This window comes from Clostridium sp. (assembly GCF_050717535.1).
Lineage (GTDB): Bacteria > Bacillota > Clostridia > Clostridiales > Clostridiaceae > Clostridium_AD.
In genome coordinates, this window is sequence record NZ_JBOITM010000070.1 from 38,452 (window position 1) to 55,115 (window position 16,664).

General features: G+C 29.8%; 13 protein-coding genes. 2 read left to right on the forward strand and 11 right to left on the reverse strand.

The genetic code is table 11. From position 1 onward, the window contains the following. Position 1: 1 nt before the first annotated feature. From ACREVU_RS12015 to ACREVU_RS12050, 8 genes are all read right to left on the reverse strand, one after another. Positions 2–736, reverse strand: coding sequence for a lysoplasmalogenase family protein (locus ACREVU_RS12015; protein ID WP_431551838.1), 735 nt, complete (start codon positions 734–736; stop codon positions 2–4). A 234-nt stretch (positions 737–970) separates the two neighbouring features. Beyond that, complete coding sequence (locus ACREVU_RS12020; RefSeq protein WP_431551839.1) at positions 971–5,296, reverse strand: coiled-coil domain-containing protein; 4,326 nt, start codon at positions 5,294–5,296, stop codon at positions 971–973. Then, positions 5,289–6,011, reverse strand: coding sequence for a DUF6063 family protein (locus tag ACREVU_RS12025; RefSeq protein ID WP_431551840.1), 723 nt, complete (start codon positions 6,009–6,011; stop codon positions 5,289–5,291). The genes ACREVU_RS12020 and ACREVU_RS12025 overlap by 8 nt, the downstream gene beginning before the upstream one ends. A gap of 8 nt (positions 6,012–6,019) precedes the next feature. Further along, positions 6,020–7,615, reverse strand: coding sequence for a hypothetical protein (locus ACREVU_RS12030; RefSeq protein WP_431551841.1), 1,596 nt, complete (start codon positions 7,613–7,615; stop codon positions 6,020–6,022). A 1-nt stretch (position 7,616) separates the two neighbouring features. Further along, a complete protein-coding gene (locus tag ACREVU_RS12035) occupies positions 7,617–8,624 on the reverse strand; it encodes a Wadjet anti-phage system protein JetD domain-containing protein (RefSeq protein WP_431551842.1) in 1,008 nt (335 codons plus the stop codon). Between the two features lie 130 nt (positions 8,625–8,754). Then, positions 8,755–9,054 (reverse strand): hypothetical protein, encoded by a 300-nt coding sequence (locus ACREVU_RS12040; RefSeq protein WP_431551843.1) that lies wholly within the window; start codon positions 9,052–9,054, stop codon positions 8,755–8,757. 278 nt (positions 9,055–9,332) lie between these two features. Next, positions 9,333–10,166 carry a deoxyribonuclease IV gene (locus ACREVU_RS12045; RefSeq protein ID WP_431551844.1) on the reverse strand — a complete coding sequence of 278 codons (834 nt, stop codon included), beginning with the start codon at positions 10,164–10,166 and terminating at the stop codon, positions 9,333–9,335. 155 nt (positions 10,167–10,321) lie between these two features. Next, on the reverse strand, positions 10,322–11,398 hold the full coding sequence (locus ACREVU_RS12050) for a M24 family metallopeptidase (RefSeq protein ID WP_431551845.1): 1,077 nt from the start codon (positions 11,396–11,398) through the stop codon (positions 10,322–10,324). A 411-nt stretch (positions 11,399–11,809) separates the two neighbouring features. Between ACREVU_RS12050 and ACREVU_RS12055 the strand changes: the two genes are divergently transcribed. Next, positions 11,810–12,355, forward strand: a complete 546-nt coding sequence (locus tag ACREVU_RS12055; RefSeq protein ID WP_431551846.1) for a helix-turn-helix domain-containing protein — start codon at positions 11,810–11,812, stop codon at positions 12,353–12,355. A 39-nt stretch (positions 12,356–12,394) separates the two neighbouring features. Here ACREVU_RS12055 and ACREVU_RS12060 read toward each other — a convergent pair whose 3' ends face one another. Next, the gene (locus ACREVU_RS12060) at positions 12,395–12,784 is read right to left on the reverse strand and encodes a DUF6465 family protein (RefSeq protein WP_431551847.1); all 390 of its coding nucleotides are present in this window, start codon (positions 12,782–12,784) and stop codon (positions 12,395–12,397) included. Positions 12,785–13,466: 682 nt separating this feature from the next. Between ACREVU_RS12060 and ACREVU_RS12065 the strand changes: the two genes are divergently transcribed. Then, complete coding sequence (locus ACREVU_RS12065) at positions 13,467–13,691, forward strand: ground-like protein (RefSeq protein ID WP_431551848.1); 225 nt, start codon at positions 13,467–13,469, stop codon at positions 13,689–13,691. Positions 13,692–13,737: 46 nt separating this feature from the next. Here the strand turns inward: ACREVU_RS12065 and ACREVU_RS12070 are convergent, their stop codons facing one another. Both ACREVU_RS12070 and ACREVU_RS12075 read right to left on the reverse strand, forming a co-directional pair. After that, positions 13,738–15,354 (reverse strand): ABC-F family ATP-binding cassette domain-containing protein, encoded by a 1,617-nt coding sequence (locus ACREVU_RS12070; protein WP_431551849.1) that lies wholly within the window; start codon positions 15,352–15,354, stop codon positions 13,738–13,740. A 107-nt stretch (positions 15,355–15,461) separates the two neighbouring features. Next, positions 15,462–16,664: a DEAD/DEAH box helicase gene (locus ACREVU_RS12075; protein WP_431551850.1), complete on the reverse strand. Its 1,203-nt coding sequence runs from the start codon at positions 16,662–16,664 to the stop codon at positions 15,462–15,464.

The window sequence follows — 16,664 nt, forward strand, 5'->3', positions numbered from 1 at the left end:
ATTATTCTATTGATTTATTTTCGGATGTACCACTTAAGGCCAATAGCAATTGAGAAGGAAGGTAAAAAGTCCAAATTAAAAGCCAAGTTATTTGCTGTAACCTTATCATAAAGTATACTGTTGTAGTCACATTAGATAATGCTACACATATGTCACATAAAAGAAAAAGTATCATGCCAAAGACTATCATATATTTACTTGGTGATGGGTATAAATTGTTTTTAAAGGCCGCTATAGCTTTACTTACACTGGTAATTAAGCATATAAAATAAAATAATAAAATAGGTATTAATATATTAATTTTTTCAATAAATAAAGTGGCTATTAAATAAGTGAGCACTACACATTGAAATGTAATAAAAAAATATAATAGTGTTGTTTTAAGATTTTCAGTGCTATATCTCACAGTATAAGTAATTTGAACCAGTGAAAAAAGAATTACACCTAAAACATGAAAATCAAAAATAAGCAGGCACAAATCTGCCATGACAGTTATGAAAAGACCCAATCTAAGTAGAAATATATCTCTATGTTTAGCTATATCTAAAATCGAGTTTTTATTAGAGACTATGGATAATAAAAAACATAGTAATATACATAAGTACTTTATATAATCGGAACTTATTAACCATCTTACATTATAAAAGTCCATACATAAAAACAAAATATATAAAATTAGTATTGTAGCTACTATTACCTCATGCACTAAATTATTTGATTTTCTTTTTTTCAACATAAATCAACTTTTCTTATCATTGCAGCCGCCTTTATTTCTTTAATCATTCTAGGATCAGACATTCTAGCCACCCCCCTTGCTTTCTAATATCTGAGCCAAATTTTTATTAAGTTCATATCTTTCCATAAAAAACCTCCCGAAACATAAACATAGTAACACAATGTTTAGTAAAATATCTTAGGCGACTACTGATTTTATTAAGGTTTCCAATTGGGTAGTACCTTATTTTTTTATTTAAAATAACGAAATTTGCTCCTTACTTATGGTAAAATCGGATAGCTCTAGAGTATCTTCCCCACCAGTTTTAAAGGATACATTTTCTTTATTTCTAAATTTATCTTCTACTACTTTCGCTACGTAAATTTTATTAAATCTATTATACACTGCACTTCCGCCTATACCTGAAAAGCAAAGAAGCTGTATATTATATTTTTCTGCTATCTGAAACATTGGCTCTAGTAGATGCTCAGCATTAGTTTTTGCAAAGGGATTATCCATAATTATTATTTTCTTTTCTTCCTTATTGTCTATGTCCGTCTCCCTTTTTCTCATATAGGACATTAGGCTGGAAAGCAATATGAACATCGATACAAACTTTTCTCCGCCTGAATTTTGGGAAAGTGCATTTTTCCAGCTTTTTCTTACAAGACCAGTCTTTTCAATTTTCTTAATATCCACTCTTATTCTATTAATATTTCCAATAAGCTTACTTATAAGCTCTGCACTTTGAATATCATTTTCTAGTAGATTTGAGTAATCACCTTCAAAGTTACCATAATAAATAACCCTTTCTTTGATATATTCAGTAAGGGTGGCTTCTTCTTTTTCTTCTGGAATTGTGATTTCAAGAAGTTTTTGTGTTTTTCCTAAATGCTTGATATTAGATTTTTTATCTATTGTTCTAAGTTCCTGTAGAACATGACTAGCATATCTTAATACTTCATTTATTACTACCTCTTCCTCAGATTTTATAGAACTTAGTTCTAGCTCCAGGGTTCTTACACTCCGGTCCACAACTTCTAAAAGGGATTCTATGTCACTATGACGTGATATTTTTCTTTCTTTATTAAGATAGTCAAATAGACGCTCTTTAATAAGTCTATTCTTATCTCTATATTTTTCGTAAATTGAACTGATTCCTTTTGAAATCTTTGCTTCTATATTATTAATTTCCTTTTTAATATCCTCATAGTTGCTTATATATTCCTCAGTAGCCAAAGTGGCAGCCTGAATATTCGTAAAATTAAAACCTACATCAACTATTTCCGAGGAATAACTTCCATAAATCTCTAATTTTTGTTTTAATCGCTTAAGCTTATCAATATCTTCAATATAATCCCTTATAATTTCGTTATTTTCTTTTAAATCTTCTTTAATTTTCTTCTCACGGACTTTAAAGTTTGAATCTTTAATATCTTCCTTTGATATGGGCACTTCAAATCCTAGCTTCTCAATATCTTCCATTTCTCGTTGTTTCCTTTGAATAACCAATGACAATTCATTATTAAATCTATTCATTTCATCCTTTAGTACATTAATCTGTACTTCTAAAACACTTATGTCGATTTTTAACTTTTCTAAATAATCCTCAGAAAAACTAATACTTTTATATTCCAAAGAAAGATTGCCTTCTTTAACTGTTCTATTAAGTCTACTCTGAATTTTATTTAGATTTTCACTAAGCTTCCTCTCCTCCTCTTTATCCCTTTTAACGTTCTCACCAAGCTGTTTTTCACAAGAAGATAGCCTAGCCTCTATTGTATTTTTATCCTCTTTTAATAAAACTCCAGTGTAAGTGTTTTTATAGATCTCAAATTTGGAGGAGGTCTCCTTCATCGTTCTCTTAAGCTCATATATTTCATTTCTTGAATTACTAATTTTATCTTGAAGCTTGGAATATTGCTCTTTTAAATTTACTTCTTTTTTCTTTAGGGATTCTAGATGCTTTCTTATGACATACAAATCATTTGTATACTTTTTAAACTCTTCATGCCCCACTAAGAATTCACTAAAATTCTGTTTTTGCTGCAATAAATCCCTAAGATTATTTTGAAGTTCATGAAACTCACTTGTGTTATCATCTCTTCTTTTTTCATTAGCTATTGCTTTTTCATTGCAATTAGCTAAAAGAGTTTCTAGTTCCACAATAGCTATTTCAGATTCTTTTATATCCACTTCGATAGCATCATTTTCGCTACCAATATACTCATAATGGGCTAAAACTATTTCATATTCACCATTTCTGTAAGTAGCCTTAACTATATTTTCAATATCGTAGTTTAAAGTTTTTATCTTCTGCCTCAAGTTTTTTAATAGCTCTGCTCTTTCCTCTTCATCTAGAAGCAAATAATTAAAGGCTAATAAAAACTCTTGATTTTCAATAGTTAAGATATCATTTCTTTTGTCTATCTTTAGCTTTTTATTTAAATCTCCTTTATTTATAATAGGGATAGGAATAGAAGTATAAACATCGATGCTTTCATTTTTTAGCAGGCTTATGTCCTTCGTACTTAATAATATTCCATAGGGAAAGAAAGGATTATTTTTTACTAGGTTTTCTTTTTCCTCTTTGCTTCCCCTATAGTTTTGTAGCCAATTAAGTGCATATTCGAAGTGAATACCTTTATTCTCAAAGCATCTCATCACCTCACTAGGAAGTTGAATAAGCCCCGTTTCATACCTATTTATAGTATCTTCTATTTGCCTTAATTTATCTTGTTCATTACTTAAATTCTCTTTGAGTTTAGCATTTTCACTTTTTAGTACCTCTTTAAGCTTATCCTTATATACAGCTACGTTTAGTGGTAAATTTTTAATTCTAAGTATTTCTATAATTTTAGCCGTTTCCTTTTTAAAACTATTCAATTCATTATTCTTTTTTTCAAGAGTAATTTTCTGCACTGTTAAGTCTTTTGTGGAATCATAAATATTTTTCTTTATGCTATCTCTATTCACCATCAGAGAAGCTGCTTCCACTGTTAACTCCTGTTGCTTAGCAATATTTGCATCATTTTTTTCAGCTAGGCAGAAGCCGTATTTCTCTAATTCTTTTGCGCTATATTCATTTAAAAGGGGATTTCTTATTAAATCAAAATCCACATATTTCACTTTAAAAGACTCTTCGTTTTCTTCAAAGATTCTTACTGCGTTTTTTGCCTCTGCCTCGGAACCTATATTTTCTCTAAACTCTGAATTTATGTTTTTTTGTTTTTCTTCATTTTCCTGTAGACTCACCTTTAATTCCTTCTGAGTTTCAAGGAGTTCTTTTTCCACTTCCAGAAGCTGATCTAATTCCACGTGATAAACATTTTTAAGAGTAAATTTATAGTTGTTTATATTTTCAACTATTTCTGAATCTTCTCTGTGCGAATTCTCAATTCGTTCTCTAACCTCAACTAATTCTGATTCTATATTAGTAAGATCCTCATATAGCTCAGCACTTTCCTGACTATATTTTTCTCTCACTAAGTCTTTATGTTTAATATCCACATTTTTATGTTTTGCACTTACCTCTTGGAACTTTTCCTCGGCCACTTCTTCTTTTAAGCAAAGATTATAGTAATTTAGTGAATGCTCCTCGTAATTAACCTTTGCAAGTTCGAGATATAGCTCACTAATAAATTCTTCACACTGAGATTTTTCACTGCATTTTTTCTTAAATTCTTCTTCGCAAAGATAAGCTATACTATAAATCACTTTATATAAATTTTCTCTAGAAGTTTCCTTTGCAATTCCCTCTTGCAATAGCTCAGTAACAGGAACCATTTCCCCCTGAAAAGCCTTCATTAAATCTATTTCGTGAAAAGACTCTTTACTTTGCTTATAGCTTTCAATATATTTGCCTAAATTATTTCTTATAGCTTCAATTATATTTTTCTCACCATTAATTTTGCTTTCAATAAGTGGCACTATTACATTTCTTATAAGAGCCTCATCGGTTTTATGCTTATCATATAAATTGGAAAGACCCGACTCATCATTGTTTATGCTTCTAATAATATCTTCCCACTCTTTATAATTTATTTTATAAGCTCTTAAATCCTCAAAGTATTGTGATTTCTTACTGCTGTCATTAAAATTATAATAGTTAAAATTAACTTTACCACTTTTATATTTCTTTATTTTATCCTCAGCCTCTGAAAACTTTAAAATTCTTTTACCATCAACAAAGGGAATATTTACTATATCAAAATCATTAGGCCTTGAATATCTATTAGTAAAGGCAAGAATTCGGAGCTTATTTTTCTCATCATCAGAGTTGTCCTTTTTTATTATCATACCTACTAGAAGCTTCTCACCGTTATCTAATAGTACCTCATGAATTATGTAAGTAGGAGCATTGCCAGTAAAATATTCTTCAAATTTTCTACCTGCAAGATCTCTTTTATTTCTTATAAATGGTTGGAGAAAAAACTGTATAAGCACAGTTTTACCTACACCATTTTCCATAGAAAACAAGGCATCCTTACCATTATCATAGTCAAATAACTCATTATATATAGTCCGCTTTCCATCATTATAATTTAAATTAATTATCCTGGTTTTACTTAGCTTAGGCATCGGAATCCTCCTTCCCAATATTTTCATTTAATATTCTATTAATATCTTCTAACCTCTCATAATTTAAAAAGTAATTAGCTGCTAAACGATTAAACTTAACTGTTGGTATTATAACTGTTTCATCCTGCAAATTAATAAGATTTTCTTTTTTTAGAAAGTTCATAACCTGGCTTATGTACCACCTTCTGGTTCGCAGGGCAGTTGAATCATCTTCATTAATTAAGGTAAACCAGTACTTTGCTATATCCGTAATTACTAGTCCACTTTGTTCATCTACAGACTTATCATCACTGTCTAAAAAAAGCTCTAATCTTTCAGTGATTTTTTCGTCTAATTCCCCTAATTGAATTAAATCTCTTATCTTTACATTGCTACCTTTACCGCTGTAAAATTCAGAGGTGAATTGTAACATTATATACATAGCTAAAAATAAATCTATGTTTCTCATATCCGTTCTTGTAAATATTTCCTTTTTAAGTTCAGCTCTCTTATAACCTAAAAATTCATTATCAACATTGGGAATAAAGTAAATGGTGTCGTCATATTTTTTAATGGCAACATTGCACTCTTCCTGAAAAGCTTCAATTATCTCTCTGATGCTTCCATCACTAAAATATTGAAAAAGCTCCACATCCCCAACTGCAGTAAGCTCACCATTCTCTAATAAATAATTATACAACCTCATAGCTTTTCTTATATCATCTAATATATACATATATTTATCTACTCCAATTTCATAATAATATTAGGACAATTTAAATTTTGCAGGGTTACAAAGTCCTCATTAGCATCTTCTCCTTGTTTTTCAGTTATTGTAAGACGCGCGCCATCGCTACACTTGTTAAAATAGATATACTTAACGAGTACAAGCCTATATTTTTCATTTAACTCCTCTACCAATAAGGATCTAAGATCAAATTCAATTTCCTCATTATCATAAGCATCATTTTGATCTCTTACCATTTCCTCTACATCTATAATCCCAATTCTTAAAAGTTCAATTAAAACCTCTGAAAACTTTCTCACAGTGGGTACAAGTTTTTTATACTCTAAAATATCTTTATTGTTATAAAAATTCATTAGGCTTAATAAGTCCGAGTCCTTATTTTCCACTAGAAAAGCTAATATAACAGAAATTATTTCTTTATACTCTGCTCTATTTTTCTGCTTTAAAATAAGCTCGTAATCTTCATTGTCTATCATGTCTATTACAATCTCATCCTCTTCATCGTCTTTAAAATAAAGATTTTGTTCATTAAACATAGAATTTATATTGAACTTTTTAGCTATGCTAGCTTTAAACAGTGGATTAAATAGTTTATATACACTACCAAGCCTCGAGGCATCTTTCTCAATGGGCCTGAGCAAATCATCTTTAATATTAATTCTCTTATTATTATAATAAAAGCTTGCTTCTTCCAGCGCCTTTTTATACTCATCTTTAAAATGAAAATGACAAGTTATAAGCTCACCAGCCTTATAGGATATACTAATCAAAAGCTCTTTTATCTTGCCAAGTTGCTTTAAAGAATCATAATTTTCCTTAGTAATTTCTATATCAGTTCTACTTAGTCTTTCTTCCTCTACAATAATTATTTCCTTGAGCTCATCGAATTTCTTGTTTTGCTCCACCAGCACTTGTATATTTTTTAAAAAATTCTCTTCAAAATCGCTCTGTTCTATAGAAAATATATTTTCTCTCGTTTTATATATAAAATTATTCACCACATTTATCTGCGCCGTTATAAGGTTATTTAAGTTTTCAACTGCCAAAAGCCCTTGAGAGAAATTTTTTCTCTTTAAGCTCATCTCTAAAATCATTTGATTAATATCTATCTGAGTTTTCTCATCCACCTCTAAAGCTCCTAGTATAAGCCTATACCCCTCCTGCGTGAGAGTAAATGTACTTTTATTATTATCGAGTTTCGAAGTTCTTTGCTGTAGGAGATGATAATCATATACTTTCTTTTCTCCCGTTGAATAATCAATGGTGGTAAACATAAATGGTTTACCATCATTTCTAAGAATTTTATAAACAATGAAATGTGTAATATCATAAGCCTCTTCCTCTGTTAGGACTCTATCATAATACTTAGAGGCCAGGTCATCTAATAATGCAGACATACTGTTTAAGGTGCATTCCTCATCCTTCAATGACTTGTCCAAGACAAAGCACATCAAACTATAAACTAAATTTATAAGTTCCATGCTCGTAAAATATTCTTTAAAGGTAGTTAAAGTTGAAACCTTGTTGTCAATTAAAAAGGAGTAGGACAGCTTCTCCATTCTCTTATGAAAATTATTTAAAAAATCATACATTCTACTCCCCCTCACTGAGCACATTATAGTTAACTATTTCTTGTGGTATGTAACCACCCATTTTAAATATTTTTAAAATTTTTTCTGCATAAGGCTTTATTTCAGTAAGAAAAACAACATCTATATTTTTATTTTGTTTTTCGCTATAGCATGGTAACACTCTATTCTCTGCTAGGTTAACCATTGTAATATAGGCATTCACAAATAGCTCTATATTAAATTTATCAGAGTATCTTTTTTTAAGCCTTTCATATATAGAAATACCCTCATAGTCAATATCTCCCCAATATAATACACTTAAAGGTTGCAGAAGATATTCTTCTACAGTAAACTCATACTCCTCAAGAGATTTTTCTATGTTTTTTCCACAGCCGTAAATAATAGTATCCACAGTTTCCCCTAAAAATACCTCCCTACCCTGAAGCATTAGTTTTCTTATAGTATACCAAGTGTCCTTATTTTCAATAATAAGTACTCTTTGATTTCTTCCCCTTTTACAAGAAAAATATACAAAAGGTTCTGGTGTTTTATAAACATTTAATTCCTCTAGTGTAAGGCCTAAGTTTCTCAAAATACACTGTCCATTACCATCTTTTAAAAATTTTTCTTGGCCCCATATTTCAAAACTTCTTTCATTTATGGACATAGTAACTCCAAACTTACTTTTACTACTTCTGAAATAATTAGCTAAGTACTCTATATATTCTTTATCATCTTTATATTTTTTAAGATTATTCAGATAAAATTCTCTATTAAAGTTTAGTGGAAAGCTATAGTTAATATCTTCCTTAAGAAAAGTAAGATCCTCTTCTACAAAGTTAACCCTATATTTATTATAAAGGAAGGGCATCCTTCCATTTGATTTACTGCCTTTAACTTCCTTTAAAACACCCTCTGTAACCTTTGTCTTTACTAACTCTACAAGCACGCCGTAATTCTCTATTTTAAAGTATTCTTGAATTTCTGTTAGACTTATTATCCTTTTCTCCAAATCATAAACAGTTTTCATTAAATCAACCCCATTTTTTAATATCTACCCAATTAATTATACAATATCTATACATTAGAATGCAAAATTATTAAGGATAGAGAAAGTCTTTTTATAGATACTTTCTCTATCCTATTTTCAAATATTACCATTATACATCTTTTTTATATTCTAAGTTTTTCTTATTTATTGCAGTGGGTTGGTAATTTTTAAGAACTTCAGCCAAAGACATGCAGCCCACTATCAGAAAAGGTAAGGTGCTCTTAAATTTAAATTTACCTATAGTAACAAAAAAGAGAAAAGAAAGGAAAGAAATCATACTTATAGCAAAGTAAATTTTCTTACTATTTCTCTTATTAGTGTTTTTATTGCTAAAAATAAGATTACTAATTATACATAAACTAAAAAAAATAACTAGTGCACTCATTAAAAAATCGAATGATTTTATCATACTTTATCCCCCTTTGACGCCACCCACGTAACTAATGGCAAGTTTTATACATATCCTTCTCTATTCTACCGTAAATTTTTACATTTTGTTAGTTAAAAATCCATAAACCCATTCTATCATAAAAATTTCTTAGTTAGGCTAATAATGTAACATTTCACTATTAAAAAGATTATTTACAAGAGTTTATTGTAATTCAAAGAATTTATTTACATTTAACTGTATCTATTATATAGCAACAGTAGACAATGAGGTGGTGCACTTGCCAAGTGAATGGCACCTCATTCTACATATGCATCTCTCAGTATTTTAATTTCTCTAGCATGACCAGATAATTCATTCGGTGTTTCTAAAAAAAATGGCAAATGATGTAATTTGGGGTGATTAATAATTCTAGTTATAGCTTCGAGTCCAATATAACCTTCACCAATTGTTTCATGGCGATCTTTATGACTTTCAAATGGATTTTTGCTATCATTTAAGTGAATTGCATATAAATTATCAAGACCAATAATCCTATCAAATTCATTTATGACTCCATCTAAATCATTAACGATATCATAACCAGCATCGTAAACATGGCAAGTATCAAGACATACTCCCATCTTATCAGAAAGAATGACTCCATCAAGAATTTGTTTTAGTTCTTCAAAACTTTGGCCTACTTCCGTTCCTTTGCCGGACATAGTTTCAAGAAGTACTCTAGTAGTTTGTTCTGGTTTTAACACAGTATTAAGCAGATTTATAATGTATTCGATGCCTACCTTGGCCCCTTGTTTTACATGACTACCAGGGTGAAAATTATAAAGACTATTTGGCATATATTCCATTCTATTTAAATCATCTTCCATAATTTTCAGTGCAAATTCTCTTGTGTGTTCATCTGCAGAACAAGCATTTAAGGTATATGGGGCATGTGCTAGAATTACAGCAAATTTGTTTTCTTTTGCTATTTCTAATAGTGCTTCTACGTCTTTTGGGTCAATTTCTTTTGCTTTACTACCTCTAGGATTACGGGTGAAAAATTGAAATGTATTTGCCCCTATTTTAAGAGCATCTTCTCCCATAGCTTTATAGCCTTTTGAAACTGATAAATGGCAACCTATATTTAACATGATTATTCCTCCAATTTTAAACTTTCTCTATTTATTGAAATTATAATAAAATAGTTATAAATCTATCTATAAAAACCCCATAGACTACATGAAAGTAATCCATAGGGTTTTCATTAAAATCTTTTATGTTTTAAAAAAACTAACACTTAATTATTCTATTCTACAATAATTAAATCTTTTGAAGAATGATTTAATACTTCACAACCATCCTTAGTAACTATTACTAAATCTTCTATACGAACACCAACATCTCCTGGAATATAAATTCCTGGTTCTATTGAAAAACAGTTTCCTACTTCTACTTTATCAGTATTAACAGAAGAAACATCACCAAACTCATGATCTTGAAGTCCTATTGAATGTCCTAATCTATGAGTGAAATATTTCCCATAACCTTTTTCTGTAATATAGTCTCTTGCTGCCGCATCAATATCACAGAATCTAACTCCTGGTTTAACTTTCTCAATTCCTCTTTTGTTAGCTTCTCTAACTATGTCATAAACTTCTCTGCTATGGTCTGATACACTTTTATAAAAAACGGTCCTTGTAGTATCTGAGCAATATGAGTCTTTAATACAACCAATATCAATAACTACACTATCGCCTTCTTTAACTGTTGAGTTATCCATAACATGATGAGGGTCTGCTGCATTAGCACCATAACCTACTATAGGGTCAAAAGAATGTCCCTCAGCTCCCATTTCTTCCCACATGTCACCAAGTATTTTTCCCATTTTCTTTTCAGTATATTTTTTAGAAACAAGCTTTATCATCTTTTCAACAGCAATATCATTAAGCTTTGATGATGCTCTCAAAAGTTCCTTTTCTTTTTCATCCTTTGAACTTCTTACTTTATCAATAATTTTAGAACCATTAACAAATGTGCTACCACCTTTTAGCTCCATTAATCTTAATAAGAAATGTGCAGGCCAGTCTTTATCTATGCCCATTGGAATATCTTTATTAATATGTTTTGAAAGAATTTCTACTGGTTTTTCAGTATCACTATACCATATCATTTCTAATCCTAAGTCTTCACTTATAGGAAATAACTCATTTATGAATAACTTGTTATGCCCATCTGTGTTAATATACAATGCTAGCATTCTTTCTCCTGGTAATATCCATTTGCCCGTAAGATAAAAAATAGCATTCGAATCAGAAACTATCATCTGAGGTATTTTCTTTTCTCGCATAATCTTTAAAACCTTGTTAAGTCTTTCCTGTATCATTAAAAATCCCTCCTAAAATATTATGATTATATTTTAATTCTCTGTATTGAGCAGAGAAATATAAACTATCTTTTTTTTATTAAACCTAATAGTCAGTATATTATGTTATTTATAATATATTATATCATAAAAAATTATAATATGCCTAACTTTTTAAGTATAGCAGTAATACTTCAAGTATAACAATAATTAATTTAAATATTACAGTAACTACTTAAATAAAACAATATTTTTTTTATACATATCATAATTATTATAATATTATAATATTATAATGTTTATTATATTGAATAATTTTTTTTAATATGTTATCATATCTAATAATAGATATGGACACTTTTGGTAAAAAAATATTATTTTTAATAATATACCATTATGTTTTTTGATAAGTATAAAATTTGGGGGTATTTAATGATAGCTGAGATATCAGGTAAAATTCGTAATTTAAGAAAAGAAAAGAATCTAACCTTAAAAGATTTGAGTGTTAAAACCGGCCTTTCAGTAAGCTTTCTATCTCAGGTAGAAAATGGCTATTCTTCACTTGCAATAACTTCACTAAAAAAAATTGCAGAAGCACTAAATGTAACAATGAACTATTTCTTCAAAGCTCCTGGAAAACACAATTTTTTGGTTAAGTCCGAAGAAGAAAAAACATTTAAAATAGAGGGCTCAAATTCTGAATTTATTAGAATTAGTGGAGATTTTCCTGGGAGAAAAATTGAATCCTTGATAGTTATTCTTCCACCAAAAGAAATGCATGGAAGTAGTTCTAATCATCCTGGAGAGGAATTTGTTTATGTGCTTGAAGGCGCATTAATTGTAAACCTTTCTGGAACCGATTATCTAGTAAAAGCAGGAGATTCAATTCAATATCCTTCAACAACTGATCATTCTTGGTTAAATCCACTTAATCAAAACACAAAACTTCTTAGTATCACTACTCCATTAATTTTCTAATCCTATAAAAAAAGGCCCTAAGCCTTTTTTTACATTATATTATGATAATTTTAAATTCATTTTAATTTCTTCATTTATCAAACAGTAGGCCGTATCTTCTTCAACCTTTATATATACAGACAAGGTTTTAAGTTCTGAAATCTTATGAGATTTTACCCATTCTTCATAAATATTTTCAAGTAATATTTTTTTACTAACCTCTTTTCCGTGATATTGAACATAGAATCCAACATCAATTTTCTTAGCAATTGTTTTTTTTGCTGCAGTAGTTGCTTTAGTAGCTCTAGTTTTAACACTTTTAGCAGTATCTTTCACCGCACTTATAGTCTTTCCCATATTTTCTTTTGTTTCTTCCGTAGATTTTATAACTTTTTCTGCTGTTGCCTTTAAAGCCTCTTTAGCAGATGTTAAATTATTATCTTTTTTCATATCCTTTACCTCCGTTTATAATTTTTTTAGTTTGTTATTATATTCTATATTATTTTTAAAAACCCTTTTTTGTAGGAATAAAATAATTAACCACTTATAATTGCAAAATACAATACAAACATTATAACACTACTTTACAATATATGGAATTAAATCCAATTAATAATGAAAAAAAATTAATTTCAATCATAAAAATCCTTCTTTAAATATTTAATTTATTTACCTTAATAATTAACATTATCTTTTTTCTCAATTATATTACAATATATTAATTAATTATATAACCATTTAATAATAATATAACCAAATTATTAAAAGCAAATGGAATTCCATGTGCCTTTTGTTTTAAACTTGTCACTTGCCAAAATGGTATCAAATATCTTGACTTATGCAAATACAATTTCATATTCACACTTAGTAAAATGTAGAATATACTAAAGTACGAGCTATACCTTCCTTAATTACAGGATTTTAAATAAAGAAGTCTATCATCTAGCTGTGATGGTATCAATACTAAAGCATCTCCAATACTTAAGTTAAAGCATAAAATTTCTTCTTAAGGTGGTTAATGAAAACACTTTAGTAGATTTTTAAAACTTTTACTTAGGTACAGTAAAATAAATAACAAGCATTCAAGTGCTATTTATTTTACTGTACCGAATTTAAAAAGGAGGTTATTTAAATGAGTCATAGACATAATAATAATTGTTGTAATAATAACTGTTGCTGTAGGCCTACTTCCAACTGTGGAAATAACTGTTGCTGTGGAAACAATTCTGGAAATAGTTGTGGAAATGGATGTGGAAATGGAATCGGTGGCGGCAGTGGCATCTGGTTACTTCTCTTGCTTTTAGGTGTTGGCGGCGGCGGCTGTGGCTGTGGTAGAGGGTTTGGTGGCTTTTTTTAGTTAATTAAAAAAGCACTTCTAATAATAATTATTAGAAGTGCTTCTCTTATTTGTACATAAGTTCTAATTCATTTTGAATTTCATCGCTTTCTGAGAATTCATCATACGACATTACTTTATCCATTATTCCCTTAGGTGTAATTTCTATTATCCTATTTGCAACTGTTTGAATTAGCTGATAATCATGTGACGTAATCAAAATTGTTCCAGTAAAGCTAGTTAAACCATTGTTTATAGCTGTAATAGACTCTAAGTCTAAATGATTAGTAGGTTCATCTAAAATTAATACATTAGCATTACTAAGCATCATTTTAGAAAGCATGCATCTAACCTTTTCTCCACCAGACAACACACTAGATTGTTTAAGCGCTTCTTCTCCAGAGAAAAGCATTCTTCCTAAAAAGCCTCTAATAAAGCTCTCTGCCTTTTCTTCTGAAAATTGTCTAAGCCAATCAACTAAGGTACAATCTACAGCATTAAAATATTCGGAGTTATCCTTTGGCAGATAAGCTTGAGAAGTAGTAACTCCCCATTTGAACTCACCACTATCTGGCTCCATTTCACCCATCAATATCTTAAATAGTGTAGTTTTAGCTATTTCATCTGCACCAGTGAACGCAATCTTATCGCCCTTGTTAACTATAAAAGACAAATTATCAAGAAGTGTAACTCCATCCACAATTTTAGTTAAATTTTCAACTACTAATAAATCATTACCTGCTTCTCTTTCTGGCTTAAACCCTACAAAAGGGTATTTACGAGAAGAAGGTTTTATATCGTCTAAAGTCAATTTATCTAATTGTTTTTTACGAGAAGTAGCTTGTTTTGCTTTAGAAGCATTAGAACTAAATCTAGCAATAAAGCTTTGAAGTTCAGCAATTTTTTCTTCTTTTTTCTTGTTTGAATCTTTGGCCATTTGAAGAGCAAGTTGCGAGGACTCATACCAGAAATCATAATTCCCAACAAATAATTGAATTTTACTAAAGTCAATATCTGCAACATGAGTACATATTTTATTTAAAAAATGTCTATCATGAGAAACAACTATAACAGTACTATCAAAATTTAACAAGAAATTTTCAAGCCATTTTTTTGATTTTGAATCTAGATTGTTTGTAGGCTCATCCAGAAGTAAAATATCTGGCTTACCAAATAACGTTTGAGCAAGAAGTACCTTAACCTTTTCAGATCCTGTTAATTCCTTCATTTTTTTGCTTTGAAGTTCTTCAGTAATACCTAGTCCCATTAAAAGAGTTGCGGCTTCTGATTCAGCTTCCCATCCATTAAGTTCGGCAAATTCGCCTTCCAGTATTGAAGCTCTAATTCCATCTTTGTCAGTAAAATCTGGTTTTGCATATAACTCATCTTTTTCATTCATTATTTCGAACAATCTTACATGTCCCATCATTACAGTTTTGATAACTTCATGTTCATCAAATTCAAAATGGTCTTGCTTTAAAACCGCAAGTCTTTCTCCAGGTGTAATTATAACTTCTCCTGTATTAGACTCGATTTCTCCTGATAATATTTTAAGAAAAGTTGATTTACCAGATCCATTAGCACCAATTAATCCATAACAATTACCGGGTGTGAATTTTATATTAACATTATCAAATAATTTACGTGCACCATATCTTAAACTTATATTATTTGTACTAATCATATATTTATATATACCTCCATATTAAGTAATTCCATTATAGTCGAAACCACCAAGCCATTATACCATAAGGAATGAACCTAAGCTAATGTAATTTATTCATTAACCATTTATTTTTTTAAATTTGATGCTTTATTTTGGAGCCTTTTCGCGTGTTTAGCTTTAGGCGAGTCCTCTGGATCAATAATTATACCCTTGAAGATATCTTTTGGCAGTATTTCTATATTAAAATCTTTTTCATAGTTTTTAATAAGATCAAGTTCTCTCTCTTCTGCTATTGATAGTGCAAACCCATGTTGACCCATTCTTGCTGTTCTACCCACTCTATGTAAATAGTCCTTAGAATTTTCTGGTATATCAAGATTAAATATATGTGTTACTCCTTCTATATCAAGCCCTCTAGCAGCTAAATCAGAAGCCACTAAAAGTTGGATTTTACCTGCATTGAAGTCCTCAATAGCTTTCTTTCTATTTTCTTTTTCAGAAGTCCCGTGAATTCCTTCTACACTTAATCCATGATAGCTAAGTTTTGAAGCTGTAATTTCTACTTCATCACCTTTGTTTATAAATATTATTGCTTTTTTAGGATTTGTAGCACTTATAAGTTTTCTTAAAAGAATCAATTTTTCTCTATGTTCAACCACAAAATACATATGATCTATGTTAGGGTTTACAACACTTTTATCCCCTACTTTAATAACCTCGGCATCCTTCATTAGTGTTTTAGCAATTTCTACCGCTTTAAGTGATACCGTAGCTGAAAACAACATGATTTGTCTATCCCTAAGGGTAGTTTTAATTATAGCCTTTACTCCCTCAATGTTATTTTCATCTATCATCCTATCGCCTTCATCTATTACTATAGTCTTTACCCCATGTGATTTTAGTTTCTTCATAGTTATAAGTTCTAAAATTCTTCCTGCCGAACCAACTATTATATGTGGCTTTTCCTTAAGAGACTCAAGTTGCCTTTTAATATTAACATTGCCTATTATACTAGTAGATTTTACTAGTATAGCAGAATTCTCTGATAAAAGTTCTATCTGCTTATGTATTTGCATTGCAAGCTCATGAGTAGGCGCAAGTATAATCGCCTGAATATCCTTTGATGTAACGTCTATCTTTTGAAATATAGGAAGTAGGTAAGCTAGTGTTTTACCTGATCCTGTTTCTGATTCTCCTATGATGTCTTTGTTTTCAAGTCCTAGTGGAATAGCCTTTACTTGAATTTCTGTAGGGCTCTCAATTCCTTGTTTTTTCAAACCTTCTATAAGGTTTTCTTGTAATCCTAGTTCATTAAATGATTTATCCAT